Annotated in this window: 22 protein-coding genes and 1 riboswitch; of the genes, 11 read left to right on the top strand and 11 right to left on the bottom strand. The window is 56.5% G+C overall.

Features of this window, described 5'->3' with window-relative positions; genetic code table 11:
• Positions 1-79: 79 nt before the first annotated feature.
• The 5 genes from parE to nudF are packed head-to-tail and all read right to left on the bottom strand — an operon-like array spanning position 80 to position 4,488.
• The gene (gene parE / locus ACOTXF_RS04445) at positions 80-1,972 is read right to left on the bottom strand and encodes a DNA topoisomerase IV subunit B (protein WP_014833290.1); all 1,893 of its coding nucleotides are present in this window, start codon (positions 1,970-1,972) and stop codon (positions 80-82) included.
• Positions 1,973-2,000: 28 nt separating this feature from the next.
• Positions 2,001-2,582, bottom strand: a complete 582-nt coding sequence (gene yqiA / locus ACOTXF_RS04440) for an esterase YqiA (protein ID WP_008502976.1) — start codon at positions 2,580-2,582, stop codon at positions 2,001-2,003.
• Complete coding sequence (cpdA, locus tag ACOTXF_RS04435; RefSeq protein WP_008502975.1) at positions 2,582-3,409, bottom strand: 3',5'-cyclic-AMP phosphodiesterase; 828 nt, start codon at positions 3,407-3,409, stop codon at positions 2,582-2,584. The genes yqiA and cpdA overlap by 1 nt, the downstream gene beginning before the upstream one ends.
• A gap of 27 nt (positions 3,410-3,436) precedes the next feature.
• On the bottom strand, positions 3,437-3,859 hold the full coding sequence (locus ACOTXF_RS04430; protein WP_003862516.1) for a DUF1249 family protein: 423 nt from the start codon (positions 3,857-3,859) through the stop codon (positions 3,437-3,439).
• Positions 3,856-4,488 carry an ADP-ribose diphosphatase gene (gene nudF / locus ACOTXF_RS04425; protein WP_008502974.1) on the bottom strand — a complete coding sequence of 211 codons (633 nt, stop codon included), beginning with the start codon at positions 4,486-4,488 and terminating at the stop codon, positions 3,856-3,858. Before nudF ends, ACOTXF_RS04430 begins: the two co-directional genes overlap by 4 nt.
• Before the next feature lie 204 nt (positions 4,489-4,692).
• Here nudF and tolC point away from each other — a divergent pair, with 204 nt between their 5' ends.
• From tolC to ACOTXF_RS04410, 3 genes are all read left to right on the top strand, one after another.
• On the top strand, positions 4,693-6,171 hold the full coding sequence (gene tolC, locus ACOTXF_RS04420) for an outer membrane channel protein TolC (RefSeq protein WP_232926837.1): 1,479 nt from the start codon (positions 4,693-4,695) through the stop codon (positions 6,169-6,171).
• Positions 6,172-6,365: 194 nt separating this feature from the next.
• Complete coding sequence (locus tag ACOTXF_RS04415) at positions 6,366-7,031, top strand: DUF1190 family protein (protein ID WP_008502972.1); 666 nt, start codon at positions 6,366-6,368, stop codon at positions 7,029-7,031.
• A 2-nt stretch (positions 7,032-7,033) separates the two neighbouring features.
• On the top strand, positions 7,034-8,194 hold the full coding sequence (locus ACOTXF_RS04410) for a glutathionylspermidine synthase family protein (RefSeq protein WP_021242309.1): 1,161 nt from the start codon (positions 7,034-7,036) through the stop codon (positions 8,192-8,194).
• An 82-nt stretch (positions 8,195-8,276) separates the two neighbouring features.
• On the opposite strand, the gene ygiD is transcribed toward ACOTXF_RS04410, so the two are convergent.
• On the bottom strand, positions 8,277-9,065 hold the full coding sequence (gene ygiD / locus ACOTXF_RS04405) for a 4,5-DOPA dioxygenase extradiol (RefSeq protein ID WP_023294571.1): 789 nt from the start codon (positions 9,063-9,065) through the stop codon (positions 8,277-8,279).
• Positions 9,066-9,261: 196 nt separating this feature from the next.
• Here ygiD and zupT point away from each other — a divergent pair, with 196 nt between their 5' ends.
• From zupT to ACOTXF_RS04380, 5 genes are all read left to right on the top strand, one after another.
• Positions 9,262-10,035: a zinc transporter ZupT gene (gene zupT, locus ACOTXF_RS04400; RefSeq protein WP_047747208.1), complete on the top strand. Its 774-nt coding sequence runs from the start codon at positions 9,262-9,264 to the stop codon at positions 10,033-10,035.
• A gap of 332 nt (positions 10,036-10,367) precedes the next feature.
• Positions 10,368-10,928: a fimbrial protein gene (locus tag ACOTXF_RS04395; RefSeq protein WP_021242311.1), complete on the top strand. Its 561-nt coding sequence runs from the start codon at positions 10,368-10,370 to the stop codon at positions 10,926-10,928.
• A gap of 78 nt (positions 10,929-11,006) precedes the next feature.
• Positions 11,007-13,445 carry a fimbria/pilus outer membrane usher protein gene (locus ACOTXF_RS04390; RefSeq protein ID WP_047746776.1) on the top strand — a complete coding sequence of 813 codons (2,439 nt, stop codon included), beginning with the start codon at positions 11,007-11,009 and terminating at the stop codon, positions 13,443-13,445.
• A 9-nt stretch (positions 13,446-13,454) separates the two neighbouring features.
• A complete protein-coding gene (locus ACOTXF_RS04385) occupies positions 13,455-14,216 on the top strand; it encodes a fimbrial biogenesis chaperone (protein WP_032635379.1) in 762 nt (253 codons plus the stop codon).
• Complete coding sequence (locus ACOTXF_RS04380; protein ID WP_021242314.1) at positions 14,200-15,261, top strand: type 1 fimbrial protein; 1,062 nt, start codon at positions 14,200-14,202, stop codon at positions 15,259-15,261. Before ACOTXF_RS04385 ends, ACOTXF_RS04380 begins: the two co-directional genes overlap by 17 nt.
• A gap of 44 nt (positions 15,262-15,305) precedes the next feature.
• On the opposite strand, the gene ribB is transcribed toward ACOTXF_RS04380, so the two are convergent.
• Positions 15,306-15,959, bottom strand: a complete 654-nt coding sequence (gene ribB / locus ACOTXF_RS04375) for a 3,4-dihydroxy-2-butanone-4-phosphate synthase (protein ID WP_008502964.1) — start codon at positions 15,957-15,959, stop codon at positions 15,306-15,308.
• A 106-nt stretch (positions 15,960-16,065) separates the two neighbouring features.
• Positions 16,066-16,216: riboswitch (FMN riboswitch) on the bottom strand.
• Between the two features lie 119 nt (positions 16,217-16,335).
• On the opposite strand from ribB, the gene ubiK reads away from it, so the two are divergent.
• Positions 16,336-16,632, top strand: coding sequence for a ubiquinone biosynthesis accessory factor UbiK (ubiK, locus tag ACOTXF_RS04370; protein ID WP_008502963.1), 297 nt, complete (start codon positions 16,336-16,338; stop codon positions 16,630-16,632).
• A gap of 115 nt (positions 16,633-16,747) precedes the next feature.
• Here ubiK and hldE read toward each other — a convergent pair whose 3' ends face one another.
• From hldE to ACOTXF_RS04355, 3 genes are read right to left on the bottom strand one after another with little or no spacing between them, the layout of a single operon-like run.
• Positions 16,748-18,178 carry a bifunctional D-glycero-beta-D-manno-heptose-7-phosphate kinase/D-glycero-beta-D-manno-heptose 1-phosphate adenylyltransferase HldE gene (hldE, locus tag ACOTXF_RS04365; protein ID WP_047746781.1) on the bottom strand — a complete coding sequence of 477 codons (1,431 nt, stop codon included), beginning with the start codon at positions 18,176-18,178 and terminating at the stop codon, positions 16,748-16,750.
• A 40-nt stretch (positions 18,179-18,218) separates the two neighbouring features.
• A complete protein-coding gene (gene glnE / locus ACOTXF_RS04360) occupies positions 18,219-21,074 on the bottom strand; it encodes a bifunctional [glutamate--ammonia ligase]-adenylyl-L-tyrosine phosphorylase/[glutamate--ammonia-ligase] adenylyltransferase (RefSeq protein WP_048961893.1) in 2,856 nt (951 codons plus the stop codon).
• Between the two features lie 21 nt (positions 21,075-21,095).
• Complete coding sequence (locus ACOTXF_RS04355) at positions 21,096-22,397, bottom strand: inorganic triphosphatase (protein WP_232926836.1); 1,302 nt, start codon at positions 22,395-22,397, stop codon at positions 21,096-21,098.
• Positions 22,398-22,626: 229 nt separating this feature from the next.
• On the opposite strand from ACOTXF_RS04355, the gene ACOTXF_RS04350 reads away from it, so the two are divergent.
• Both ACOTXF_RS04350 and ACOTXF_RS04345 read left to right on the top strand, forming a co-directional pair.
• A complete protein-coding gene (locus tag ACOTXF_RS04350; RefSeq protein ID WP_025912514.1) occupies positions 22,627-23,247 on the top strand; it encodes a TIGR04211 family SH3 domain-containing protein in 621 nt (206 codons plus the stop codon).
• Positions 23,248-23,307: 60 nt separating this feature from the next.
• Positions 23,308-24,549 (top strand): multifunctional CCA addition/repair protein, encoded by a 1,242-nt coding sequence (locus tag ACOTXF_RS04345; protein WP_008502958.1) that lies wholly within the window; start codon positions 23,308-23,310, stop codon positions 24,547-24,549.
• Between the two features lie 10 nt (positions 24,550-24,559).
• Here the strand turns inward: ACOTXF_RS04345 and bacA are convergent, their stop codons facing one another.
• Positions 24,560-25,381, bottom strand: a complete 822-nt coding sequence (gene bacA / locus ACOTXF_RS04340; RefSeq protein ID WP_008502957.1) for an undecaprenyl-diphosphate phosphatase — start codon at positions 25,379-25,381, stop codon at positions 24,560-24,562.
• Positions 25,382-25,442 lie beyond the last annotated feature (61 nt).

The following is a 25,442-nucleotide window of genomic DNA, read 5'->3' as shown; positions in this document are numbered from 1 at the left end:
AAAAAGCCCGGTGGCGCTAATGCTTACCGGGCCTGCGATCCATTCCCTCTCCCTGCGGGAGAGGGTTAGGGTGAGGGCATCAAGCCTCAATATCCGCCATATCGCCTTTCTCCTGCAGCCAGTTACGACGGTCTTCCGAACGTTTCTTGGCAAGGAGCATATCCATCATGGCGTTGGTCTGCTGTTCGTCTTCATCGCTGATCGTCAGCTGCACCAGACGGCGCGTGTTCGGATCCAGCGTCGTTTCGCGCAGCTGCATCGGGTTCATCTCGCCCAGCCCTTTAAAGCGCTGCACGTTCGGTTTGCCCTTCTTGCGCTTCAGCTGTTCCAGCACGCCCGCTTTCTCTTCTTCCGTCAGTGCGTAGTAAACCTCTTTGCCGAGGTCGATACGGTACAGCGGCGGCAGCGCCACATAGACGTGACCGTTTTTCACCAGCGTGCGGAAGTGCTTCACAAACAGCGCGCACAGCAGCGTGGCGATGTGCAGACCATCGGAGTCCGCATCCGCGAGGATACAGATCTTGCCGTAGCGCAGCTGGCTCAGATCGTCGCTGTCCGGATCGATACCGATCGCAACCGAGATATCGTGGACTTCCTGCGAGGCCAGCACTTCGTCTGAAGACACTTCCCAGGTGTTCAGGATCTTACCCTTGAGCGGCATGATCGCCTGATATTCACGATCGCGCGCCTGCTTGGCCGACCCGCCCGCCGAGTCCCCTTCCACGAGGAACAGTTCGGTACGGTTGAGATCCTGCGCGGTACAGTCTGCCAGCTTGCCCGGCAGCGCAGGGCCGCTGGTCAACTTTTTACGCACCACTTTTTTCGCCGCACGCAGACGACGCTGGGCGCTGGAGATCGCCATTTCGGCCAGCATCTCCGCCGCCTGAACGTTCTGGTTCAGCCACAGGGTAAAGGCATCTTTCACCACGCCGGAAACGAACGCCGCGCACTGGCGTGACGACAGGCGTTCTTTAGTCTGACCGGCAAACTGCGGATCCTGCATCTTCACGGAGAGCACATAGGCGCAGCGGTCCCAGATATCTTCCGCCGACAGCTTCACGCCTCGCGGCAGGATATTACGGTATTCGCAGAATTCGCGCATCGCGTCCAGCAGCCCCTGACGCAGGCCGTTGACGTGGGTCCCGCCGAGCATAGTGGGGATCAGGTTAACGTAGCTTTCGGTCAGCAGCTCGCCGCCTTCCGGCAGCCACAGCAGCGCCCAGTCCACCGCTTCGGTGTCGCCGGTAAAATTGCCGACGAACGGTTTTTCCGGCAGCGTCGGCAGGCCGTTTACCGCTTCGCACAGATAGTCATTAAGGCCATCTTCGTAGCGCCAGGTCTGCTCGGTGTTGTTGACGTTATCTTTAAAGGTAATTTCTACGCCCGGGCACAGCACCGCTTTGGCTTTCAGCAGGTGCGTCAGGCGGGAAACGGAAAAGCGCGGGCTGTCGAAGAAACTTTCGTCAGGCCAGAAGTGGACGCTGGTGCCGGTGTTGCGTTTGCCGCACGTGCCGACAACCTGCAGATCCTGCACCTTCTCGCCGTTTTCAAACGCGATGTTGTAGACCTGACCATCGCGACGGACGTTCACTTCCACGCGTTTGGACAGGGCGTTGACGACGGAAATCCCCACGCCGTGCAGGCCACCGGAGAACTGGTAGTTTTTGTTGGAGAACTTACCGCCCGCATGCAGACGACAGAGGATCAGCTCAACGGCCGGGACGCCCTCTTCCGGGTGGATATCCACCGGCATGCCGCGCCCGTCGTCAATAACTTCCAGCGACTGATCGGCATGCAGGATGACGTCAACGCGTTTGGCATGGCCCGCCAGCGCTTCGTCCACACTGTTATCAATAACTTCCTGGCCCAGATGGTTTGGGCGCGTCGTATCGGTGTACATCCCCGGGCGGCGGCGAACCGGCTCTAGCCCGGTGAGGACCTCAATGGCATCAGCGTTATAGGTTTGCGTCATGATTTAAACTAGCAATTCGCATTGATTGTCAGTGGCTGTGCAGTCCAAGAAAATCGACAATCTGGGTGAAATGATTCTCAAAGCCCGTGAAAGCATGGTTTCCGCCCTCTTCTATAGTCTGGCGGCAGGAGGCGTAATACGCCACTGCCTGGCGGTAATCCAGCACTTCATCACCCGTCTGCTGCAGCAGCCAGATGAGATCCGGCGCCTCGAGCGGGTCGACCTGCATAACTTTGAGATCGTAAATATGGCGTGACTCTAGCACATATTGCTGGCCGGTGTAGGGGTTCTCGTTTTCGCCAAGAAAGTCCCGCAGCAGCTCAAATGGCCGTACCGCCGGATTAACCACCACGGCGGGCAGCATAAAGCATTGCGAGAGCCAGGTGGCGTAATATCCCCCCAGCGATGAACCGACCACACCAAAGGTTTCGCCGCCGTGCGCAAGCACGATGGATTCCAGCATTTCCGCGGCTTCTGCCGGGTAAGGCGGCAGCTGTGGGATAATCATCTCAACGTCAGGGTGATGCTCGCTCAGCCACTGGCGAAACTGTGTCGCTTTTGCGGAGCGCGGCGAACTGTTGAATCCGTGCAGATAAAGGAGCGTAGACATCAATAGCCTTCTGAAGCGGTGTCCGGGCGGAACTGTGCGCCGGTCAAACGGCAGACTTCCGTGGTCAGCGTGCCATCGGGATGCAGTTCCAGCCAGCGCCAGCCTGGCGCGATGGTATCCAGCGTAAAGTTGGCGCAGTGCGGCTTAAACTGAACGCAGGTCGACGGCGTCGCCAGCATGCGGCGTCCGTTCCAGTCGAGATCCTGTTCCTGGTGAATATGCCCACACAGCAGATTTTTCACCCGCGGGAACTTCGCCAGCACGCGATCCAGCGCCGCGGAGTTGCGCAGGCTGTGCTGATCGAGCCAGCTGCAGCCCGCTGGCAGAGGATGATGATGAAGCAACAGCAGCGTATGACGTTCAGGTTCAGCCGCCAGTTTGGTCTCCAGCCAGTCGAGCTGAAACTCACTGAGTTCACCGTGCGGGACGCCGAACACCTGGCTGTCCAGCAGGAGGATCTGCCACTGTTCACCCGCAAAAACACATTTCGCCGGAGAAATCCCCGCATCCTGGAGAGAACTGTACATGGCGGGCTGAAAATCGTGGTTACCCGGCAGCCAGACGCAGGGCGCGCTAAAGCTCGCGATGCCTTCAGCAAAATGCTGGTAGGCCGCGGAAGATTGGTCCTGCGCCAGATCGCCCGTTGCGACAATCAGATCGCATGCACGGTTTTCAGCGTGAATGGCGCTCAGTACCGCCTGATAACTCTCCCAGGTATTCACTCCCAGCAGCGTTTCATGCTTTTCGGCAAAAAGGTGGGTATCGGTGATTTGTAATATCCTGACTGGCGCCCCACCAGCAACAGTCAGGTTCAACAGGCTTTCCAAATGGTGTCCTTAGGTAGGTTTATGACGCTAACAAACCGGAATCGCCATTGCTCCATGTGCTAAACAATACCTTAGCCAGTCGGCTAAAAACTGGTTAATTTGATGCTTTTCGTCGCGTTGATGCAACTTTTTATTCGGGTAATCATACCGCGCCTTGAAGCGAAAGATCTGCTGGCTTGAACACACTTCAGCGACCATCGCGTCGTGATAGAGGCGTACCGTCATCGACGGCAGGCTCCAGTAGCTAATGCTGGGTGCCGTTTGCTCAATCTCCACCAGCGTAGTGTAGCGCGTTGATTCTGTTATCGTTAATCGATACTGCGCGTTGCTCACCTGATAGCTTACCGTTTCGCCGGGTGCGTCGTTTCTCGGCAGCAGGCGGCGCAATTGTGCAAAATTGGTTTCGCACAGGCGCATCATTTCTGGGAAGTCAGGCGTATAGCGCTTCATTTTTTCCACTCGTTTCGTAATGTCTGATAATGCAGCTGCAGCCATTGCAGGGCGATGACAGACGCTGCGTTGTCGATTTTCCCCTCTTCTACCCACTGATAAGCCTGTTCCCGGCTCACCACATGAACCCGAATATCTTCGTTTTCATCAGCCAGACCGTGAATGCCTTCTGCGGTCGTGGCGTCCACTTCGCCCACCATAATGGATAAGCGTTCGCTGGTGCCACCCGGACTCGCCAGATAGCTCAACACCGGTTTGGTGCGGCCCACCACCAGCCCCGCCTCTTCCAGCGCCTCGCGCCGGGCGACGTCTTCAACCGTCTCGCCTTCTTCGATCATCCCGGCCACCATCTCCAGCAGCCACGGGCTCTCACTGACGTCATAAGCGGCGATGCGGATCTGCTCCACCAGCACGACTTCGTCACGCACTGGGTCAAAGGGTAGCAAGACTGCCGCATGCCCGCGCTCAAAAATTTCGCGTCTGATTTCGCCGCTCATTTCACCGTTAAACAGGCGATGCCTGAAACGGTAAAGATCCATTGAAAAAAAACCGCTATAAAGCGTTTCTCGTGCAATAATTTCTACATCGTTTTTGGCGAATGTCACGGGCAACTTTTCTGGTTTTTGCATGAGTCGAGTCCTGGTAGCAATGGTGATGAAATTGTGAATTTCAAGGCTGTTTGGCTGCCGTTTGTAAGGCTATATGATAGATTGGTGCAAATTACCGCCAGATGGCACGTAACGCCAACCTTTTGGTGTGGATGATTCTGTTAGAATCGGCAATTATTTTTTAATTAGATCAGCGCTAATACTGCTTCACAACAAGGAATGCAAATGAAGAAATTGCTCCCCATCCTTATCGGCCTGAGCCTGACGGGCTTCAGTGCAATGAGCCAGGCGGAAAACCTGTTACAGGTCTACCAGCAGGCACGTCTGGGCAACCCTGATTTACGTAAATCAGCGGCCGATCGTGATGCTGCGTTTGAAAAGATTAACGAAGCGCGTAGCCCCTTGCTGCCACAGTTAGGGTTAGGTGCAGATTATACCTACAGCAACGGTTTCCGCGACGCTAACGGCGTAAACTCCAATGCTACCAGTGCCTCACTGCAATTAACACAGACGCTGTTTGATATGTCCAAATGGCGTGCCCTGACCCTGCAGGAAAAGAGCGCGGGCATCCAGGATGTGACTTATCAGACCGACCAGCAGACGCTGATCCTGAACACAGCTACGGCGTACTTCAACGTGCTGAGCGCCATTGACGCGCTCTCCTACACCGAAGCGCAGAAACAGGCCATTTACCGTCAGTTAGATCAAACCACCCAGCGCTTCAACGTGGGTCTGGTGGCGATCACCGACGTGCAGAACGCCCGTTCACAGTACGACACCGTGCTGGCCAACGAAGTGACCGCGCGTAACAACCTCGACAACGCGCTGGAATCCCTGCGCCAGGTGACCGGGAACTACTATCCTGAGCTGGCCTCCCTGAACGTCGAGAGCTTCAAAACGGATAAGCCGCAGGCCGTTAACGCCCTGCTGAAAGAGGCGGAAAACCGCAACCTGACGTTGCTGCAGGCGCGTCTGAACCAGGACCTGGCCCGCGAGCAAATTCGTCAGGCGCAGGACGGCCATCTGCCAACCCTGAGCCTGAGCGCCTCTACCGGCGTTTCTGACACCACCTACAGTGGCTCTAAAACCAATTCTGCCCAGTATGACGACAGCAATATGGGTCAGAACAAAGTGGGCCTGAGCTTCTCCCTGCCGCTGTATCAGGGCGGTCAGGTTAACTCCCAGGTGAAACAGGCGCAGTACAACTTTGTTGGCGCGAGCGAGCAGCTGGAAAGCGCCCATCGTAACGTGGTGCAGACCGTACGTTCATCCTTCAACAACGTGAACGCCTCAATCAGCAGCATCAACGCCTATAAACAGGCCGTTGTGTCTGCACAGAGCTCCCTGGACGCGATGGAAGCGGGTTACTCGGTCGGTACACGTACTATCGTTGACGTGCTCGACGCGACCACCACGCTGTACAACGCGAAGCAGCAGCTCTCCAGCGCGCGTTATCAGTACCTGATTAACCAGCTGAACATTAAGCAGGCTCTGGGTACGCTGAACGAGCAAGACCTGCAGATGCTGAACAGCGCACTGGGCAAGCCGGTCTCCACCTCTCCGGACAGCGTTGCGCCGGAGAACCCGGAGCAGGTTGCCGCGGTTGATAACTTCAACGCTAACGGCACTACCCCTGCTGCACAGCCTGCTGCCGCGCGCACCACAGCGCCTGCCAGCAAGGGCAACAATCCGTTCCGTAACTAAGCATTGCCCGATGGCGCTTCGCTTATCGGGCCTACTGAATCGTAGGCCGGGTAAGCGCAGCGCCACCCGGCGTAAAATCCCCCTCGAACGTAAGCCAACGTAAAGATCCCCCTGATTCCGCCCCTCTTCGCTTCATTTTCAACCACTCATCCTCTATCCTGAGCGTTATTACCACTGGGTCCTGGAAGACAAATATGAAACGGACAAAAACGATCAATCATGCGTCGTTCCGCAAGAGCTGGAACGCACGTCACCTCACCCCTGTTGCGCTGGCGGTTACCGCTGTCTTTATGCTGGCAGGCTGTGAGAAAAACGATGAAACGGTTTCGCTGTATCAAAACGCAGACGACTGCTCTGCCGCCACCGGTAAAGCGGCCGAATGTAAAACGGCCTACACCAACGCGCTGAAAGAAGCGGAACGCACCGCGCCGAAATATGCCTCACGCGAAGACTGCGTAGCGGAATTTGGTGAAGGTCAGTGCCAGCAGGCACCGGCTCAGGCAGGCACGGCACCTGAAAATCAGGCACAGGCGCAGTCCAGCGGCAGCTTCTGGATGCCGCTGATGGCAGGCTACATGATGGGCCGTCTGATGGGCGGCGGTGCAGGCTACCAGCAGCAGCCGCTATTTAGCTCGAAAAACCCGGCCAGCCCGGCTTACGGTCAATATACCGATGCCAGCGGTAAAGGCTACGGTGCAGCGACTCCGGGCCGCACCGTAACCGTACCGAAAACCGCGATGGCGCCGAAGCCTGCGACCACCAGCACCATCACCCGCGGCGGGTTCGGTGAGTCTGTGGCGAAACAGACCAGCATGCAGCGCAGTGCATCAGGCACCTCTACTCGCTCAATGGGCGGCTGATCATGGAACGAGTCAGTATTACCGAGCGCCCGGACTGGCGCGAAAAAGCCACCGAGTACGGCTTTAACTTCCACACCATGTACGGCGAGCCGTACTGGTGTGAAGACGCTTACTACAAGCTCACCCTGGCCCAGGTTGAGAAGCTGGAAGAGGTCACGGCTGAGCTGCACCAGATGTGCCTCAAGGTGGTGGAAAAAGTCATCGACAGCGACGAGCTGATGGCCAAGTTCCGCATTCCAAAGCACACCTGGAGCTTTGTCCGCCAGTCGTGGAAAACGAATCAGCCTTCGCTTTACTCTCGCCTGGATCTGGCGTGGGACGGCGTGGGTGAACCGAAGCTTTTAGAAAACAACGCCGATACGCCAACCTCCCTCTATGAAGCGGCATTCTTCCAGTGGATCTGGCTGGAAGATCAAATGAACGCCGGAAACCTGCCGGAAGGCAGCGACCAGTTCAACAGCCTGCAGGAGAAGCTGATTGAGCGCTTTGCCGAGCTGCGCGAGCAGTTTGGCTTCAACCTGCTGCATCTCGCCTGCTGCCGCGACACGGAAGAAGATCGTGGCACGGTTCAGTATCTGCAGGATTGCGCCGCCGAAGCGGAAGTGGCGACCGAGTTCCTCTATATCGAGGATATCGGCCTGGGTGAAAAAGGTCAGTTTACGGACATGCAGGATCAGGTCATCAGCAACCTGTTCAAGCTCTACCCGTGGGAGTACATGCTGCGCGAGATGTTCTCCACCAAGCTGGAAGATGCGGGCGTGCGCTGGCTGGAACCGGCCTGGAAGAGCATTATCTCCAACAAGGCCCTGCTGCCGATGCTGTGGGAGATGTTCCCGAATCACCCTAACCTACTGCCAGCGTACTTTGCGGAAGATGATTACCCGCAGATGGAGAAATACGTCGTTAAGCCGATCTTCTCCCGCGAAGGCGCGAACGTGTCGATCATCGAAAACGGTAAAACGCTGGAAGCGGTTGAAGGGCCTTACGGCGAGGAAGGGATGATCGTCCAGGCGTTCTATCAACTGCCGAAATTTGGCGACAGCTATACGCTAATTGGCAGCTGGCTCATTAACGATCAACCTGCCGGAATTGGCATTCGCGAAGATCGCGCGCTGATCACGCAGGATCTGTCGCGGTTCTACCCGCATATTTTTGTGGAGTAAGACTTGCCCGGTGGCGCTACGCTTACCGGGCCTACGCTCGACCTGTAGGCCGGGTAAGGCGAAGCCGCCACCCGGCATGTTTTCACCCTACCTGCACCGACAGCATACTCAGACTTCCCATCTCTAATCCATCGACCGGGATCGTAACCGGCTCCTCACCGTCCCACGCGCCAAGCACGTACAGCAGCGGCAGGAAATGCTCCGGCGTCGGGTTAGAGAGCGAACCGCCCTCGTGCTCCAGATAGTTCACCAGCGGATGCGCCTCAGCCGGGCCTTGCCAGGTCAGGTTCGCTTTAACGTAGTCGTTAAAAGCGGTCGCCCACGGATATGGCGTGTTTTCGCCATGCCAGCGCGCCGTACGCAGGTTGTGCACCACGTTGCCGCTTGCCACCAGCATGATGCCTTCATCACGAAGCGTCGCCAGCTTGCGCCCCATCTCCAGATGCCAGGCAGCCGGTTTGGTGCTGTCGATGCTCAGCTGCACCATCGGGATATCCGCATCAGGATACATTTTGATCAGCACGCCCCATGAGCCATGGTCAAAGCCCCAGGCTTCTTTATCCAGCGCAACCGGAACAGGCGCCAGCAGTTCCACCAGCCTTTGTGCCAGCTCAGGCGAGCCGGGGGCCGGATAATGCGTGTCATACAGCGCCTGCGGGAAGCCGCCAAAATCGTGAATGGTCTTTGGCGCTTCCATGGCGGTCACGCCCGTGCCGCGGGTGAACCAGTGCGCAGATACCACCACAATCGCTTTTGGACGCGGCAGCGTCTCGCCCAGATGACGCCATGCGCGGGTATAGACGTTATCTTCCAGAACGTTCATTGGGCTGCCGTGGCCTAAAAACAGAGCTGGCATACGGGAAGAAGTCATGATGATATCCTTACAGAAGGTGTCAATTTAATGGTGCTACATTACGCGCAATCGGACAAAGATGAACGCTGATAAGCGTGAAGATCATCATCAGGAATTTTGAATGTAAGGAATGTGTAAAACCGGGGGTCGCCCCTCGCTTTGCCAGAAATGAATCATTTATATTAATGATAATCATTATCATAAGGAGCAATCCATGTCAGTCCCTCTGATCCTGACCATACTGGCGGGCGCCGCGACCTTTATCGGCGCAATCCTCGGCGTGCTTGGTCAGAAGCCGTCAAACCGCGCGCTGGCCTTCTCGCTGGGCTTTGCTGCCGGGATCATGCTGCTTATCTCCCTGATGGAGATGCTCCCTGCTGCGCTGGGCACCGACGGGATGTCTCCCCTGCTGGGCTACGGCATGTTTGTCGTTGGCCTGCTGGGTTACTTTGCCCTCGACCGGATGCTACCCCACGCGCATCCCCAGGATTTAATGCAGAAAAACGTAACGCCTGTGCCGCGGAATATTAAGCGAACGGCGGTTCTGCTCACGCTGGGGATTAGCCTGCATAACTTCCCGGAAGGGGTCGCGACCTACGTGACGGCCAGCAGCAATCTGGAAATGGGCTTTGGCATCGCGCTGGCGGTGGCCTTACACAATATTCCTGAAGGACTGGCGGTCGCCGGACCGGTGTATGCCGCCACGGGCTCGAAACGTACCGCGGTATTCTGGGCAGGAATTTCCGGGATGGCTGAAATCCTCGGCGGTGTCCTGGCCTGGTTGATTCTTGGAAGCCTGGTCTCCCCTGTCGTGATGGCCGCCATTATGGCCGCTGTTGCCGGGATTATGGTGGCGCTTTCCGTCGATGAATTAATGCCGCTGGCGAAAGAGATCGATCCCAATAACAACCCCAGCTATGGCGTGCTGTGCGGAATGTCGGTCATGGGCTTAAGCCTGGTGTTATTGCAATCTGCAGGTATCGGTTAGGATTAGTCTGCCTCCGTATAATACGGAGGCAGACTTTCGAAACGTTAAGATATAGATAGAAATGATACGTTATTTTGTTACCTACAAAGCCCTTGCAAAATATATATCTCATAGAAATAGAATGATGAAACTTTATCAGTCCATTATCTGTGTTACTGCATATATTATGAATGTTAGCCGATACTTACAATCAACATTAATTATATATTAACATAATCTTAAAATAGCTTTAAGATGCAGTAATCGCATCTCCCCTTCGTCCTCCCATATACTCCATTTGCGTTTTGAAACTTATATTCAGAGTATGAATTCGTTTGAAAAAGGATATTTTCATGTATATGGGTAAAAAAATTCTATTAGCTGTAACTATCGCTGCCGCAGTATCGGGTTCCGCCTTTGCTGCCGAGCAGGGGTCGGGAAAAATCAAATTCAAAGGCGTTGTTATTGATGCGCCTTGCAGCATTGCACCAGACAGCGTTGATAAAGAAGTCGATCTCGGTGAAGTGACCACAGCCGTGATCAATGCCAACAAGAAGTCTTCCGCAGTTCCGGTTGATATCAATCTGGAAAACTGCCAGCTTGACGATCCGGCCGACGAGACTGACACACCAGTGACCAAAGTCGATGTCACGTTTACCAGCTCAGCGACAGACGCGACCGACACCAGTCTGATGACCAATACCTATGCAAGTGGTGCACAGAACGTGGGCGTTCGTCTTCTGAATAACGCCGAAGCCAACATCACGCTGGGTGCTGCTAATGAGGTTGCTCTGCTGGCAGGCTCAACGACTCAAACGCTGCACTTCAAAGCATTAATGGAAGTGGTAACGGGTAAAACGGCGACTGCTGGCCAGGTGGAAGCTACAGCCAACTATATTCTGGCGTATAAATAACTACGCCATGTTTCAAATTAAACCGGCTGGCATTTAATGTCAGCCGGCGTTGAATGTATTTATTTGAGTAACAGGGCGATGACATATAAATTACAATGCATAATTATTATGACGTCCCTGTTTATGGTGGAACTTGCCTCCGCCACCGAATTTAACATCAATGCCATCGATAAAGATCAGCGTGGCAGCGTTGATTTATCTCTTTTTAAAGATCAAATATCGATCACACCAGGCGACTATTTTGTTACCGTTTCAATTAATGATATCCCGCTGGCAAATGGCTGGCAGCTCCGCTGGCAGGAGATAGACAAGAGCGTACAAGTCTGTATTCCACCTGAACTGGCCGATACATTTGCTCTGCAGGACAATATCCGTAGCGCATTGGCGGAAAAAGACGGGTGCGTCGACTTTGCATCAAAACCGGATATTAAATTTAATTTTGAGCAATCCAGCCAGACGCTGAAGGTCACGATACCTCAGGCCTGGTTACAGTACCGTGCCGCAGACTGGATGCCCCCTTCAACCTGGGACAACGGCGTGCCGGGCGTACTACTGGATTACAATCTTTTTGCCAGTCATTACCAGCCGAACGATGGCAGCAGCACGGATAACGTCAACACTTATGGCACTGCCGGCGCGAATATGGGCGCGTGGCGACTGCGCGGTGATTATCAGTATACACAAACCCATACCGACGCAGGTTCAGAGAATGACGGGCGCTTTTCACGCCTCTATATGTTCCGTCCTCTCCCCTCGCTCGGAGCCAAACTCACACTGGGTGAAACGGATTTCCAGTCCGCTATTTTTGATGCCTTCACCTATACCGGTGCCTCCCTGATTAGCGATGAGCGCATGCTGCCATGGTCGCTGCGCGGCTACGCGCCACAAATTACCGGCCTCGCGCAAACTAACGCCACGGTAACGGTTAGCCTGGCTGACCGTGTCATTTACCAAAGCAACGTTCCGCCAGGGCCGTTTGTTATTCAGGATCTAAACCAGTCTGTACAGGGTACGCTGGACGTCAAAGTGACAGAAGAAGATGGGCGCGTAAGCACCTTCCAGGTTTCTGCGGAATCGATGCCTTTTTTAACCCGCAAAGGTCAGGTTCGCTATAAGCTGGCGGCAGGAAAAGCGCGCAAAGACGCCTCGCATGACGTTGAAGATAACGCGTTTATGAGCGGCGAATTCTCCTGGGGGATGCTGTCACAAACCTCCCTCTATGGCGGTACGCTCGCCGATGGCGATCGCTACCGGTCCGTTGCCGCCGGAATAGGTCAAAACATGGAGTACCTGGGCGCGCTCTCTTTTGACGTGACGCAGGCAACCAGCCAGTTGCCCAATCAGAATAGCCAGACAGGTTACAGCTACCGTTTCAACTACAGTAAGCGTTTCGATACCACCGGCAGCCAGCTTACGCTCGCCAGTTATCGCTATTCCGACCCGCAGTTTCTCAGCTACGCCCGTTTTCTGGATGATGACAATAACGATCGGCAGTCAGAAAAACAGACGCTCAGCGTGACGGCAAGCCAGTACATTTCGGCGCTATCGCTCAACCTCTATGTGAACATGCTGCGTCAAACCTGGTGGAACGATTCCTCCTCCACGACGGGCAGCGTGACCGCAGGCTATAACTTTGATATCGGTCGCTGGAAAAATCTGGGCGTCACCGTGTCGTGGAGTAAAACCCACTATGAAGACGAAGACGACGATACGCAGTTCTATCTCTCACTGAGCGTACCGCTCGATCCCGATCATCGTCTGAATTACGACCTGCGCAACAGCGACAGTCTGAGCCAGAACGTATCGTGGTATGACACATCAGACCGCAACAACACCTGGGGCGTTTCGGCAGGTACCGAAAGCGAGAAGTCAGATGCCGGCGCGCAGGTGAGCGGCAACTATCAACATTATTCTCCTTATGGCGACCTGAATCTCTCCGGGAGCGTTAAGGCTAACGAATACAATTCCCTGAGTGCCAGTTGGACCGGTTCATTCACCTCGACGGCTAAAGGCGCTGCGCTGCACCGCCGCAGCTACGGTAACGAGCCGCGCGTGATGGTCAGTACCGATGGCGTCGGCAACATCCCGCTGAACATGTCGCGGGATGAAACCAATCGCTTCGGGATTGGCGTTTTACCGTCCATCTCCAGCTATTCGCCTTCCAGCGTGCAGGTCAATATGAACAACCTGCCCGATGGCGTAGACGTTGACACCCGCGTCGTCACCTCAACCTGGACGGAAGGTGCCATCGGGTACCGTCAGATCGCGACGCGTGCAGGCAATGATATCGCAGGCATCTTACGAACTGCCTCTGGCACGCCGCCGCTGGGCGCCATTGTTCGCCAGCTTGAAGACGATCGGCAGATTGCCATGGTCGCCGATGACGGCCACGTCTGGCTCGGCGCCGTAGAGCCACAACAACAGTTTCGCGTGACGTGGGGAGACAATCAGCAGTGTCGCTTCACGTTACCTTCACACCTTGAAAACAGTATGCAGTTGATACTGCCATGTCAGTAAGAAATCATGATGAAATTAACCTTACTCAAAAGCCTGTGCCTGATGCTGGTCGGCACAGCATTCACCACTCACGCGGCCGTAAACCTGGACCGCACGCGCATTGTCTTTCCGGAAAGCGACAAGGCCAGCAGCCTGAAGATTGAAAACCAGAGTAAAGCGCTGCCCTATCTGGCGCTCTCCTGGATTGAAGATGAGAAAGGCCGTAAAGAAGACAGGCATTTCATGGCGCTGCCTCCGATTCAACGCATTGAAGCGGGTTCCGCATCGCAGGTCAGGATCGTTAAGCAAGCGGCCACCAGTCAGTTACCGAAAGACAGAGAATCCCTGTTTTATTTCAACCTGCGCGAAGTGCCCCCGAAAAGCACCAGCGCCAGCGATGAACGCAGCGTCATGCAGGTGGCGATGCAGAGCAGGATCAAGCTGTTCTGGCGCCCTAAAGCGATTACCAAAAAACCCGGCGAGCAGGCTGAAATGCGGATGGAAATTTCAGCTACTGCGAAAGGGCTGACCATACATAACCCGACGCCGTACTACATCACGCTGGCGTGGCTCAGTAAGAATGCCAGAACCATGCTTCCGGGCTTCGACAGCCTGATGCTTGCGCCTTTCGCGACAGCAACAACCTCTACCGGTGACTACCACGGTAACTATTACAGCATCGGTTATATCGACGATTACGGCGCGCTGAAAAAGGTCGACGTACAGTGCGCGGGAACGGCGCAGTGCTCGCTCACCGAACGGAAGATCGAAAAAGATGCGCAATCTCGCTAACGTATTGTTCATAGTGCTGCTCTCAGTGCTGCCTTTAAGAGAAGCGCTGGCGCTCGACTGCTACCTGGGCGGTTCGGGCGGCCCCGTAGAAGAAACTAAAACGATCTCGCCGTTTGCTATCCCCAGTAATGCACAGGCAGGTGAGAAAATTTGGGAATCGGATGACATCAAAATCCCGGTGACATGCAACCACAATGTCACAAGCAGCTTTCAACCGGAGGATATTTTTGGCTGGGTGAATCCTTATCCTTCAACCTCCGATCCCTATTATGAACTGGGCGTAACCTATGAAGGGATAGACTACGATGCAAAAGGCCAGCCTAACGGCGTCGATACCCGACAGTGTCTGGACAACCAAAACATCACGATTTATACCCCCGAGCAGATCCGACAAATGGGATGGGAAAATCGTATCTGTTCCGGTAACCCGGATGATATCCACACTTCACGAACCTTCATTGCTCGTCTGCGCTTATACGTAAAAATTAAAGCCATGCCGCCTCACGGCTACGTCAGCTCGCTGAGCGATTACATCGTTGTCCAGTTTGACGGAAAAGGCGGCGTGAACCAGATGTCGGATGCGAAAAACCTCAAATATCACATCAACGGGCTGCAAAATATTACCGTTCTGGACTGCGGGGCAACGTTCAGTATTTACCCTGAGAACCAGGAGATTGATTTCGGCACCTTTAGCGCACGCGATATTGTGAATCAACAGACGCGTAAACGGACCTTTTCGGTGAAGACGACGAAAGTGCAGGATGCCCAATGTTCAGATGGCTTCAAAATGGACTCGTCGTTCTATACAAATGAAGCGCTTACCGCCAACGATACCGCACTGCTGATAGGCAATGGCCTGAAGCTGAGGATCCTTAACGGAACCGAGCCCTACACCTTTAACCACTACAACGAATACGTGGATTTTACGGGCAGCACGCTTGAGCATGAGCAGCAATACACCGCAGAGCTGTCGCCGGTCGAAGGAAAAGCGATCCAGTCCGGGCCGTTCGAAACGGTGGTGCTGTTCAAAATTAACTACCACTAGAGACAAAAAAGCCGGGTTTCCCCGGCTTTTTCACATCAGCCATTTCAGCTGGCTTTGCGCTCGTGCGCCTGGCGATACTCAATCAGATCTTCAATCGTTACCACCGGCATGTTGTGCAGACGCGCGAAGGTGATGCACTCTGGTGCACGCGCCATGGTGCCGTCGTCGTTGGTCAGTTCACACAGCACGCCCGCAGGTTTGAAGCCTGCCAGCGTCACCAGGTCGATCGTCGCTTCGGTGTGACCGCCGCGGGTCAGCACGCCACCCGCCTGCGCGCGCAGTGGGAAGACGTGGCCTGGACGATGCAGATCGGATGGCTTCGCATCATCAGCAATCGCGGCACGTACGGTGGTCAGACGGTCAGCCGCAGACACACCGGTGGTCACGCCATGCGCCGCTTCAATGGTCACGGTAAATCCGGTACCAAAGGCGCTGGTGTTGTTTTCGACCATCATCGGCAGCTCGAGCTGCTTACGACGATCTTCGGTAATACACAGGCATACGATGCCGCTGCCGTGACGGATGGTCAGCGCCATCTGTTCAACGGTCATGTTTTCGGCGGCGAAAATCATGTCGCCTTCGTTTTCACGGTTTTCATCGTCAAGCACCATCACACCGCGGCCTTCGCGCAGTGCATCCAGTGCATGTTCAACACGTTGAGTTGAAGTGCCAAAAGAGGAAAGTAGCGTCTGATTCATGGTAAAAAAACCTCATTAACATTATGGTTACCAGAATCAGGGCAGTCTTAGGAGCGCCGTATAAGCGGCAAAAAGATAACGTGAGCGGGCCCATGCCCGACTGGATCGTTACTCTCTCCCATCCGGACTCTAACCGTCGGCCCCGGAATTACACCGGATCTGCTGACCTTTGAGAATTCACCCAAAGCGCTCGCGGGCTTTCAGCGTTAAGCTGATTTACCGCCGGTGGGGAATTTCGCCCCGCCCTGAGAATAAGCGAGATAACTATAACGCTATTGATTATCCTGGGCAATGCATAAGCATCAAACAATTTTGTTTACCCCGGGCATGACGCGCTACAATGGACACTAACACCTTTTCATCAAGGGAAACGACAATGATTGACCCGAAGAAAATTGAGCAAATTGCGCGTCAGGTTCACGAGTCTATGCCAAAAGGCATTCGTGAATTTGGTGATGACGTTGAGAAGAAAATCCGCCAGACGCTGCAGGCGCAGTTGGTTCGCCTTGATCTCGTCAGCCGCGAAGAGTTTGACGTGCAGACCCAGGTTCTGCTGCGCACCCGCGAGAAGCTGGCACTGCTGGAACAGCGTCTGACCGAGCTGGAAAACCGCAATGCGCCGGAAGAAGTGAAGCCAGCGCCAGCCATTCCGCCGGTGGATAACCAGGAGTAAGTGCGGCCTGTTGAGCCCGGTGGCGGCTACGCCTTACCGGGCCTGAATGAACGCGTAGGTCGGGTAAGGCGCAGCCGCCACCCGACATAAAAAAACGGGCCAATAGGCCCGTTTTTTACTGACTGTCTTTCTGGATCTTCTTGATGATGTTGGTGGTGGAACACCCATCCTCGAAGTTGAGCACCATCACCTCGCCGCCGTTGGCCCAGACCTCTTCGCTACCCGCGATTTGCTCCGGCTTGTAATCCCCGCCCTTCACCAGCAGGTCCGGCAGAATACCGGCAATCAGGCGCTGCGGCGTGTCTTCTTCAAACGACACCACCCAGTCCACGGCTTCCAGCGCGCCGAGCACGATCATACGCTGCTCAAGCGGGTTCACCGGACGCGTTTCACCCTTCAGGCGCTTCGTGGACGCATCGCTGTTCACCGCCACAATCAGGCGATCGCCCAGCTTACGCGCATTCGCCAGATACGACACGTGGCCCGCGTGCAGGATGTCGAACACGCCGTTAGTCATCACCACTTTTTCACCGCGCTTGCGCGCGGCAGCAACGGCCACTTTCAGCTCCTCTTCGGTCATGACGCCAAAGCCGGTATCCGCACGGCCGCGCACCGCGTTTTCCAGCTCGATTGGGGAAACGGTTGAGGTACCGAGTTTACCGACGACCACACCTGCCGCGGCGTTGGCGAAGTAGCACGCTTCTTCCAGAGAGTTCCCCGCCGCCAGCGTCGCCGCCAGCACGCCGATCACCGTGTCGCCGGCACCGGTCACGTCGTACACTTCCTGCGCCTGGGTTGGCATATGCAGCGGCGCCTTGCCCGGCTGCAGCAGCGTCATCCCCTGCTCGGAGCGGGTCACCAGCAGCGCAGATAATTCGAAGTCAGTAATGATCTTCATGCCGCGCTCAACCAGCTCTTCCTCGGTTTTGCATTTGCCCGCCACCGCTTCAAACTCGGAGAGGTTTGGCGTCAGCAGGGTTGCGCCGCGATAGCGCTCAAAGTCGGTGCCTTTCGGGTCGATCAGCACCGGTACGCTGGCCTTACGCGCCAGCTGGATCATCGTCTGCACGCTGGCCAGCGCGCCTTTCGCGTAGTCGGACAGCACCAGCGCGCCGATATTGCCTAACGCCTGGTTAATGCGCTCGTGCAGCGGCTCGGGATCAACGCCTTCGAACCCTTCTTCAAAGTCAAGGCGGATCAGCTGCTGGTTACGTGACAGCACGCGCAGCTTGGTGATGGTCGGGTGGGTCGGAACAGAAACGAAGTCACACTTCACGTTCACGTCCGCCAGCGACTTGCTCAGCGCGCGCGCCGCATCGTCGATACCGGTCAGGCCAACCAGACGCGAGTGCGCGCCCAGAGAGGCTATGTTCATCGCCACGTTTGCCGCGCCGCCGGGACGCTCTTCAATGGTGTCGACCTTAACCACCGGTACCGGTGCTTCCGGAGAGATGCGGCTGGTCGGCCCATACCAGTAGCGATCCAGCATCACATCCCCAACAACCATTACTCCAGCACGTTCAAACTCTGGCAGTGTTACTTTCATTCCTGACTCCAGAAAGATTCACAATTTGCGCGCGATAATATCACACTTGATTTGTTACGCACGGTTCCACCAGCCACTTCTGCCAGCTGGCCGTTACCTGAGCGCGCTCTGCGACAAAACAGTCCAGCGCCACGTGCCCCGGCTGCTCCTGTAGCGCCAGGTGATGCAGCTCGTCGCGCAGCGTGGTGTAGGCGCGGGTTAAGGCCTGCGCCTCCTGCTCGTCCATGATGTCGTTTTGCGCCAGCAGCTCCAGAATGCGCACGTTATCCGACCAGCGGGTCAGCTTCGGCTTGTCGTGCGCGTGGAGCAGCACCAGATACTGAGTAATGAACTCAATATCGGTAATCCCGCCCTCGTCGGCTTTGATATCAAAGCGATCGCGGTGTTTATTACCCAGGTGCGCGCGCATTTTCTCGCGCATCTCGCGCACTTCGGTCTGCAGCGTACTGCCCTCGCGCGGGGTGGTCATCACATCCTTACGGACGGCATCGAACTGCGTTTTGAGCTGCGGATCGCCATACACCACGCGGGCGCGCACCAGCGCCTGATGCTCCCAGGTCCAGGCTTCATTCTTCTGGTAATCGGCGAAGGACTCCGTTGAGGTGACCAGCATACCCGCCGCGCCGGACGGACGCAGGCGCGCATCGACTTCATACAAAATGCCCGACGAAGTGCGGGTGCTGAACAGGTGCATGATGCGCTGGGCCAGGCGCAGATAGAACTGACGCCCGTCAATCTCACGCTCGCCGTCGGTCATCACGTCAACCGGGCAGTCGTGCAGGAAAATTAAATCCAGATCGGAGCTGTATCCCAGCTCCCAGCCGCCGAGCTTGCCGTAACCGACCACGGCAAAGCCTCGCCCCTCCCGGTCAGCAAGGTGCTTCGGCTGGCCGTAGCGGGCCACCATCTGCACCCACGCCTGCTGCACGACCGCGTCGATGATCGCTTCCGCGAGCCAGGTTAAGTGATCGCTCACTTTCATTACCGGCAGCGTTCCGGCGATATCCGCCGCCGCCACGCGCAGCATCTGGGCCTGCTTAAACTGTCGCAGCGCCTCCAGCTGCTGCTCTTCGTCCTCTTCCGGCACGCGCAGCAGATACTGACGCAGCTCGTCACGGTAGGCATCCGTCGCCGTGGGTTGATACAGGGTGTTCGGGTCGAGCAGCTCATCCAGCAGCAGCGGATAACGCGCCAGCTTGTTGGCCACCATCGGGGAGGCGGCGCAGAGCGTAATCAGGTGCTTGAGTGCCCCCGGAAACTCGCTCAAAAGTTCAAGGTACGTGGTACGCGTGATGATCCCGCTCAGCAGCGGCATCATGCGCGACAGCGGCACCGGCGCATCTGCCCGCGAGCAGACCTCGCTCAGCAGATGCGGCATCAGGTGATCCAGCACCTGACGGCCGCGCGGGCCAATGGCGCGCTTGTTCAGCTCAAGACGGAAATCGGCAATCAGCGCCACCACGCGATGGCGCGCGTCGTCGGTTAAATGCGTCAGCACCGGCGTGGTGTCATCTTCCTGGAGCGCGTCCTGCCACAGCTCGCGCCAGTGCTCGGAAAGGGCATCGTCCTGCGATTCGCTTTCGTCATCACCGATCAGCTCGTTGAAGATGCGGCGCACGCCTGCCATATGGGCATCGAGCCGTTCGGTCAGCGTTGACCAGTCATCCACGCGCATCCCCCAGGCCAGACGCGCCCGGTTAAGGTCATCCCCCGGCAGGGTCTGGGTCTGTTCGTCGTTGATGCTTTGCAGCAGGTTTTCCAGACGGCGCAGGAAAAGATAGGCCTCGCGCAGGGTTTGCGCGTCGCCGTCCGGCAGCAGGTGAAGCTGCTCAATGGCGCTCAGCGTCGGCAGCAGCGAGCGGGACTGTAGCGACGGCTCGCGCCCACCGCGAATCAGCTGGAAGACCTGGACGATAAATTCGATTTCGCGAATGCCGCCCGCGCCGAGCTTGATGTTGTCCTTCAGCCCGCGACGGCGAACCTCACGGGCGATCATCCCTTTCATATTGCGCAGGGACTGGATGACGCTGAAGTCGATATAGCGACGGAACACGAACGGGCGCAGCATGGCGCGCAGCTCGTTGGCGTAGGCGTCGTCGCTGTCGCCCATGATCCGTGCCTTGACCATCGCGTAACGCTCCCAGTCGCGCCCCTGCTCCTGGTAGTAATCCTCCAGCGCGGCAAAGCTCAGCACCAGCGGCCCGCTGTCGCCAAACGGACGCAGGCGCATGTCCACGCGGTAGACAAAGCCGTCCTGCGTCGGCTGATCCAGCGCCTTAATCAGACGCTGGCCGAGGCGGGTAAAGAACTGGGCGTTGTCCAGCTCGCGACGGCCGCCGCGCGTGGAGCCGTTCTCAGGCCAGGCGAAAATCAGGTCGATATCGGAGGAAAAGTTCAGCTCGCAGCCGCCCAGCTTGCCCATCCCCAGAATCAACAGCGGCTGAGGAACCCCTTCCTCGCTGCACGGCGTGCCCCACTCTTTACAGCAGGCGGCGTAGAGCCAGTCGCGCGCGGCGACAATCAGCGTCTGCGCCAGCTCGCTTAACTGCTGCAACGTACTCTCTTCACTCACCAGTTCCAGCGCCTGCACCCAGGCAATGCGCACCATCACACGACGGCGGAACTGACGCAGGACGCGCATCAGCGTCGCCTCATCCGCGACGTCTTCAAGCGCGGCCTGCAGCCAGGCGGCATAGTGCCGCCACTCGTCCGCCTGCGGCGGTGCGTTCTCAAGCTCCGTCAGCCAGTCCGGGTAGACGGCAATGCTTTCCTGCACAAAATCACTGAAGACGAGCACGCTTTTCGCCTGCTCGCTTAACGATGACGCCGGTAATGACTCAGGCAGACGTTCGCAAACGGTCTGCCACTGCTGCTGTAACGGTGAAGAAAGCGGCATTCTAAGGGTTCCTTGCCAGAGTTAACGTTTTCCGCTGTGCAGCCAGTACGGCTCCTGCGAAATGGCCTCGTTACGGAAATGCTCTATCTCAATATGCTGACGGGTTTCGATGGCATGCTTCAGCCCCTGCCAGTTTTCCAGCCACGCCTGCGCCTGTGGCCCGTCGTAGGCACCGGAAAGGAGCAGCATGCTGTCGATGTTGCGCGAAAGACGGGGAAGCTGATCGCCATACTTATCGCCGAGCGGATACGCAAAGGTGCTCTTCAGTTCGGCCGCATGACGGGAAAGATGAATATCTGCGAAACGCTTAAAGTTTTCCGCGATTTTGGCCTCGGCTTTCGCATCCAGGAAGGCGCGCCAGCCGCGCGTCACCAGAAACTCGGTCAGCGCCAGTTTTGCCGAAGCGGCTTGCGGACTGTAGATCGCCGTTTGCGCAGATACATCCGAGAGCATCAGCGTTTCGGTTTGCGTCAGCAGATCACGTAAGTGAGCGCTCGCTTTGCGAGGAACAATACCGCCGAAGAGCGTCAGGGTATGGCGCACCAGGGCAATGGCCGCCAGCACGTGGGATTTGGCGTTTTTCACATTTCGTACCCACAGCTCTTCATGGTACTGCCACTGAGAAAGCGCCAGCTCCAGCGCGGCTTCCAGCCCCTGCTCAACGCTGGCTTTCGGCGCAACGCGCAAAATGGTCGTCACTTTCAGCACGCGCGGCGCATTTCCGGCGGCCAGATGGTAACCCCGCGCGGCTTTGCTCAGGCTCCCCTGGCGCAATCCGGACTGGTTCACCAGCCTGCGCGCCAGCTTCAGCACGTCATTTGCATCCCCTTCCAGCAGCTCAAGCTCCAGTTCGCAGATCGGCTCCTGGTACTCACCCGCCTTCACCTCACCCAGATCGAGGGCGATTTCGATGCGGCTTTTACCTTCCGTCACCAGCCATTTCTCGCGCCAGAAATCGGTGCTGAACAGCGGCTGCACCTGCTCCGCCAGCGTGGCAGGCAGCTCGCCTTCCGGCCAGACTTCCGCCGGAAAACGTTCCAGCTCAAGTTCTGGCTGACTGATGTCGATATTGTATTCCGGACGCTGATGTAACCCGCCGACCACGCGGCCGGCAATTTTCATCGTCATCTCGTAGCGCCCACTCGCGCCACGGATGCGCAGCCCCATATCGTGGCGGCGTAGCCAGTTATCCGGCGTTTCGTAATAAATATTAAGCAGTTGTACCGGTGCATGGTGTTCGCCGGAGAGCGTATGCAGATGCTGGCGGAGTGCGTCAACGCTGTCTTTTTCGACGATAAATTTTAATTCGATTTCCTGAGCCATAGCCTTGTACTTTTGCGGGCGTCACAGACGCGTCAATGAGGGCGAACTTCCTCGCCATTTGTTTGTCAGTACATAGTATTTTGCGCCAAATTGCCATGCAATGAGCAATTTGACGGGCGTAAATGTGTAGAGTCGTGACACAGATGATTCTGATTGCTGATGAATGCTTTGCGTAGAGACACTGTTGCCACTACTATCGTTCCACTATTTATGAAAATAACGACTAATGATGCTTAAATTACGCCTGATTGGACTTACTTTACTCGCTTTTAGCGCCGCAACCGCAGTGCACGCTGAAGAGAAGCGTTACGTTTCTGACGAACTGAACACCTGGGTACGCAGTGGCCCCGGAGATAATTATCGCCTCGTGGGTACGGTAAATGCCGGCGAGGAAGTCACCCTGTTACAGACCAACGCGGACACCAACTACGGTCAGGTTCGCGACAGTTCTGGCCGCACGTCCTGGATCCCACTGAAAGAGCTGAGCACCGTGCCAAGCCTGCGCACCCGCGTACCGGATCTGGAAAATCAGGTGAAAACCCTGACCGACAAGCTGAACAATATCGACGGAACCTGGAACCAGCGTACCGCCGAGATGCAGCAGAAAGTGGCGCAGAGCGACGGGGTGATTAACGGCCTGAAAGAAGAGAACCAGAAGCTGAAAAACGAGCTGATTGTCGCGCAGAAGAAAGTGAATGCCGCCAACCTGCAGCTCGATGACAAACAGCGCACCATCATCATGCAGTGGTTTATGTATGGCGGCGGCGTGCTGGGCGTAGGTCTGGTGCTGGGTCTGGTTCTGCCGCACCTGATCCCAAGCCGTAAACGTAAAGATCGCTGGATGAACTAATTCGTCTTCTCTGCCAGACTTACGTATCATTCTGGAAAAGAGAAAACGGGAGTGTCAGGCGTGAAGAGTTATCTGGTCGGTGGTGCGGTACGTGATGCGTTGTTAGGTCTGCCGGTCAAAGATAAAGACTGGGTGGTGGTTGGCGCCACCCCGGAAGAGATGCTCGACGCGGGCTACCAGCAGGTAGGCCGCGATTTTCCCGTCTTTTTACACCCGAAAAGCCGCGAAGAGTACGCCCTGGCGCGTACCGAGCGGAAATCAGGTTCGGGCTATACGGGCTTTACCTGCTACGCCGCGCCGGACGTCACGCTGGAGGACGATCTCCTGCGTCGCGATCTGACCATTAACGCGCTGGCGCAGGACGAGCACGGCCAGATTATTGACGCTTATGGCGGCCAGGACGATCTGCGCAACCGTCTCTTACGTCACGTCTCCCCTGCGTTTTCTGAAGATCCGCTCCGCGTGCTGCGCGTGGCGCGTTTTGCCGCGCGTTACGCCCATCTCAGCTTCCGCATTGCCGATGAGACCATGGCGCTGATGACCGCCATGACCGAGGCGGGCGAGCTTGAACACCTGACGCCAGAGCGCGTCTGGAAAGAGACCGAGAATGCGCTCACCACGCGTAACCCGCAGGTCTTTTTCCAGGTGCTGCGCGACTGCGGCGCCCTGAAGGTGCTGTTCCCGGAAATAGACGCGCTGTTTGGCGTACCGGCTCCGGCGAAATGGCATCCGGAGATTGACACCGGCGTGCACACGCTGATGACCCTGAGCATGGCGGCCATGCTCAGCCCTGACGTGGACGTGCGCTTTTCCACCCTGTGCCACGATCTCGGCAAAGGCTTAACGCCAAAAGAGCTCTGGCCTCGGCACCACGGGCACGGTCCGGCAGGGGTGAAGCTGGTCGAAGGGCTGTGCCAGCGCCTGCGCGTGCCGAACGAAATCCGCGATCTGGCGAAACTGGTGGCCGAATTCCACGACCTGATCCACACCTTCCCGATCCTGAAACCGGCCACCATCGTTAAGCTGTTCGATAACATCGACGCCTGGCGCAAACCCCAGCGCGTGGAGCAGATCGCGCTCACCAGCGAGGCTGACGTGCGCGGGCGTACCGGGTTTGAAGCCTGTGACTACCCGCAGGGACGTTTACTGCGTAAAGCCTGGGAGGTAGCCAAAGCGGTGCCGACGAAGGACGTTGTCGAGGCGGGATTCAAAGGCCCGGACATTCGCGAAGAACTGACGAAACGGCGGATTCAGGCGGTATCAGAGTGGAAGGAAAAGCATTGCCCTCAGCCAAAAGACTGAGGGCAGTCGGTCAGAAGAAGACCACGTACACCGCAGCGGCAACGATAAAGCGGTAGATCGCGAACGGAATGAACGAGATACGCTTAATCAGCTGCAGGAAGGTTTTGATGGCAATCAGCGCCACGATAAACGCGGTGATGAAGCCGACGGCGAACATCGGAATGTCGCCGGTGGTCAGGAAACCGATGCTTTTATAGAGGTCAAGCGCGGTGGCGCCCATCATCATCGGCACCGCCAGCAGGAACGAGAACTCTGACGCGGCGTAACGGCTTACGCCCATCAGCATCCCACCGGAAATGGTGGCACCTGAACGCGAGAAGCCCGGCCACAGCGCCAGACACTGGAAGCAGCCAATGATAAACGCCTGACGATACGTCATATCGTCCAGCCCTTCCGCGCGCGGCGTTTTTGGCTTCAGCACTTCCGCGGCGATCAGCAGGAAGCCGCCCACCACCAGCGCGTACATCACGTTAATCGGGTTAAACAGCGATTTGATGGCGTCGTGGAAAACCAGGCCCAGCACCACCGCCGGGATCATCCCGAGCAGAATATGGATCAGCGACAGGCGGCCTTTACTCATCCCTTCGTGCTGCGGCGGGCGGCCAAAATGGATACCGATCAGGCCAAACAGACGGCGCCAGAACATCACCACCACCGCAAGAATAGACCCCAGTTGGATCACCACTTCAAACGTTTTTGCAGTATCGCCTTCAAAGCCCAGCAGATGGCCAACAATAATCATATGGCCGGTACTGGAAACCGGTAAAAACTCCGTCAATCCTTCGACCACACCCAGTATTGCCGCCACCAGCAGCGAGTGCATATCGCTCATCTATAAACCCCTAAAAAGATATAAAAAAACGGTGTCCCGTACGGACAGCCGATAAAGATAC

It is taken from the genome of Enterobacter cloacae complex sp. IR53041, from assembly GCF_049238285.1.
Classification (GTDB): Bacteria; Pseudomonadota; Gammaproteobacteria; order Enterobacterales; family Enterobacteriaceae; genus Enterobacter; species Enterobacter roggenkampii.
The sequence above is the reverse complement of the archived record's forward strand: the minus strand, read 5'-3'. Positions and strand labels throughout refer to the sequence as shown.

Excerpts from the sequence above, each read along its gene's own strand:
- ACOTXF_RS04415 (WP_008502972.1), top strand. The coding sequence starts at position 6,366 with ATGAAACGGACAAAAACGATCAATCATGCGTCGTTCCGCAAGAGCTGG.
- yqiA (WP_008502976.1), bottom strand. The coding sequence starts at position 2,582 with ATGTCTACGCTCCTTTATCTGCACGGATTCAACAGTTCGCCGCGCTCC.
- ACOTXF_RS04390 (WP_047746776.1), top strand. The coding sequence starts at position 11,007 with ATGACATATAAATTACAATGCATAATTATTATGACGTCCCTGTTTATG.
- nudF (WP_008502974.1), bottom strand. The coding sequence starts at position 4,488 with ATGCAAAAACCAGAAAAGTTGCCCGTGACATTCGCCAAAAACGATGTA.
- zupT (WP_047747208.1), top strand. The coding sequence starts at position 9,262 with ATGTCAGTCCCTCTGATCCTGACCATACTGGCGGGCGCCGCGACCTTT.
- tolC (WP_232926837.1), top strand. The coding sequence starts at position 4,693 with ATGAAGAAATTGCTCCCCATCCTTATCGGCCTGAGCCTGACGGGCTTC.
- ACOTXF_RS04385 (WP_032635379.1), top strand. The coding sequence starts at position 13,455 with ATGAAATTAACCTTACTCAAAAGCCTGTGCCTGATGCTGGTCGGCACA.
- ubiK (WP_008502963.1), top strand. The coding sequence starts at position 16,336 with ATGATTGACCCGAAGAAAATTGAGCAAATTGCGCGTCAGGTTCACGAG.
- ACOTXF_RS04395 (WP_021242311.1), top strand. The coding sequence starts at position 10,368 with ATGTATATGGGTAAAAAAATTCTATTAGCTGTAACTATCGCTGCCGCA.
- bacA (WP_008502957.1), bottom strand. The coding sequence starts at position 25,381 with ATGAGCGATATGCACTCGCTGCTGGTGGCGGCAATACTGGGTGTGGTC.
- ACOTXF_RS04430 (WP_003862516.1), bottom strand. The coding sequence starts at position 3,859 with ATGAAGCGCTATACGCCTGACTTCCCAGAAATGATGCGCCTGTGCGAA.
- glnE (WP_048961893.1), bottom strand. The coding sequence starts at position 21,074 with ATGCCGCTTTCTTCACCGTTACAGCAGCAGTGGCAGACCGTTTGCGAA.
- ACOTXF_RS04350 (WP_025912514.1), top strand. The coding sequence starts at position 22,627 with ATGCTTAAATTACGCCTGATTGGACTTACTTTACTCGCTTTTAGCGCC.
- ribB (WP_008502964.1), bottom strand. The coding sequence starts at position 15,959 with ATGAATCAGACGCTACTTTCCTCTTTTGGCACTTCAACTCAACGTGTT.
- ACOTXF_RS04380 (WP_021242314.1), top strand. The coding sequence starts at position 14,200 with ATGCGCAATCTCGCTAACGTATTGTTCATAGTGCTGCTCTCAGTGCTG.
- ACOTXF_RS04355 (WP_232926836.1), bottom strand. The coding sequence starts at position 22,397 with ATGGCTCAGGAAATCGAATTAAAATTTATCGTCGAAAAAGACAGCGTT.
- ACOTXF_RS04410 (WP_021242309.1), top strand. The coding sequence starts at position 7,034 with ATGGAACGAGTCAGTATTACCGAGCGCCCGGACTGGCGCGAAAAAGCC.
- ygiD (WP_023294571.1), bottom strand. The coding sequence starts at position 9,065 with ATGACTTCTTCCCGTATGCCAGCTCTGTTTTTAGGCCACGGCAGCCCA.
- parE (WP_014833290.1), bottom strand. The coding sequence starts at position 1,972 with ATGACGCAAACCTATAACGCTGATGCCATTGAGGTCCTCACCGGGCTA.
- hldE (WP_047746781.1), bottom strand. The coding sequence starts at position 18,178 with ATGAAAGTAACACTGCCAGAGTTTGAACGTGCTGGAGTAATGGTTGTT.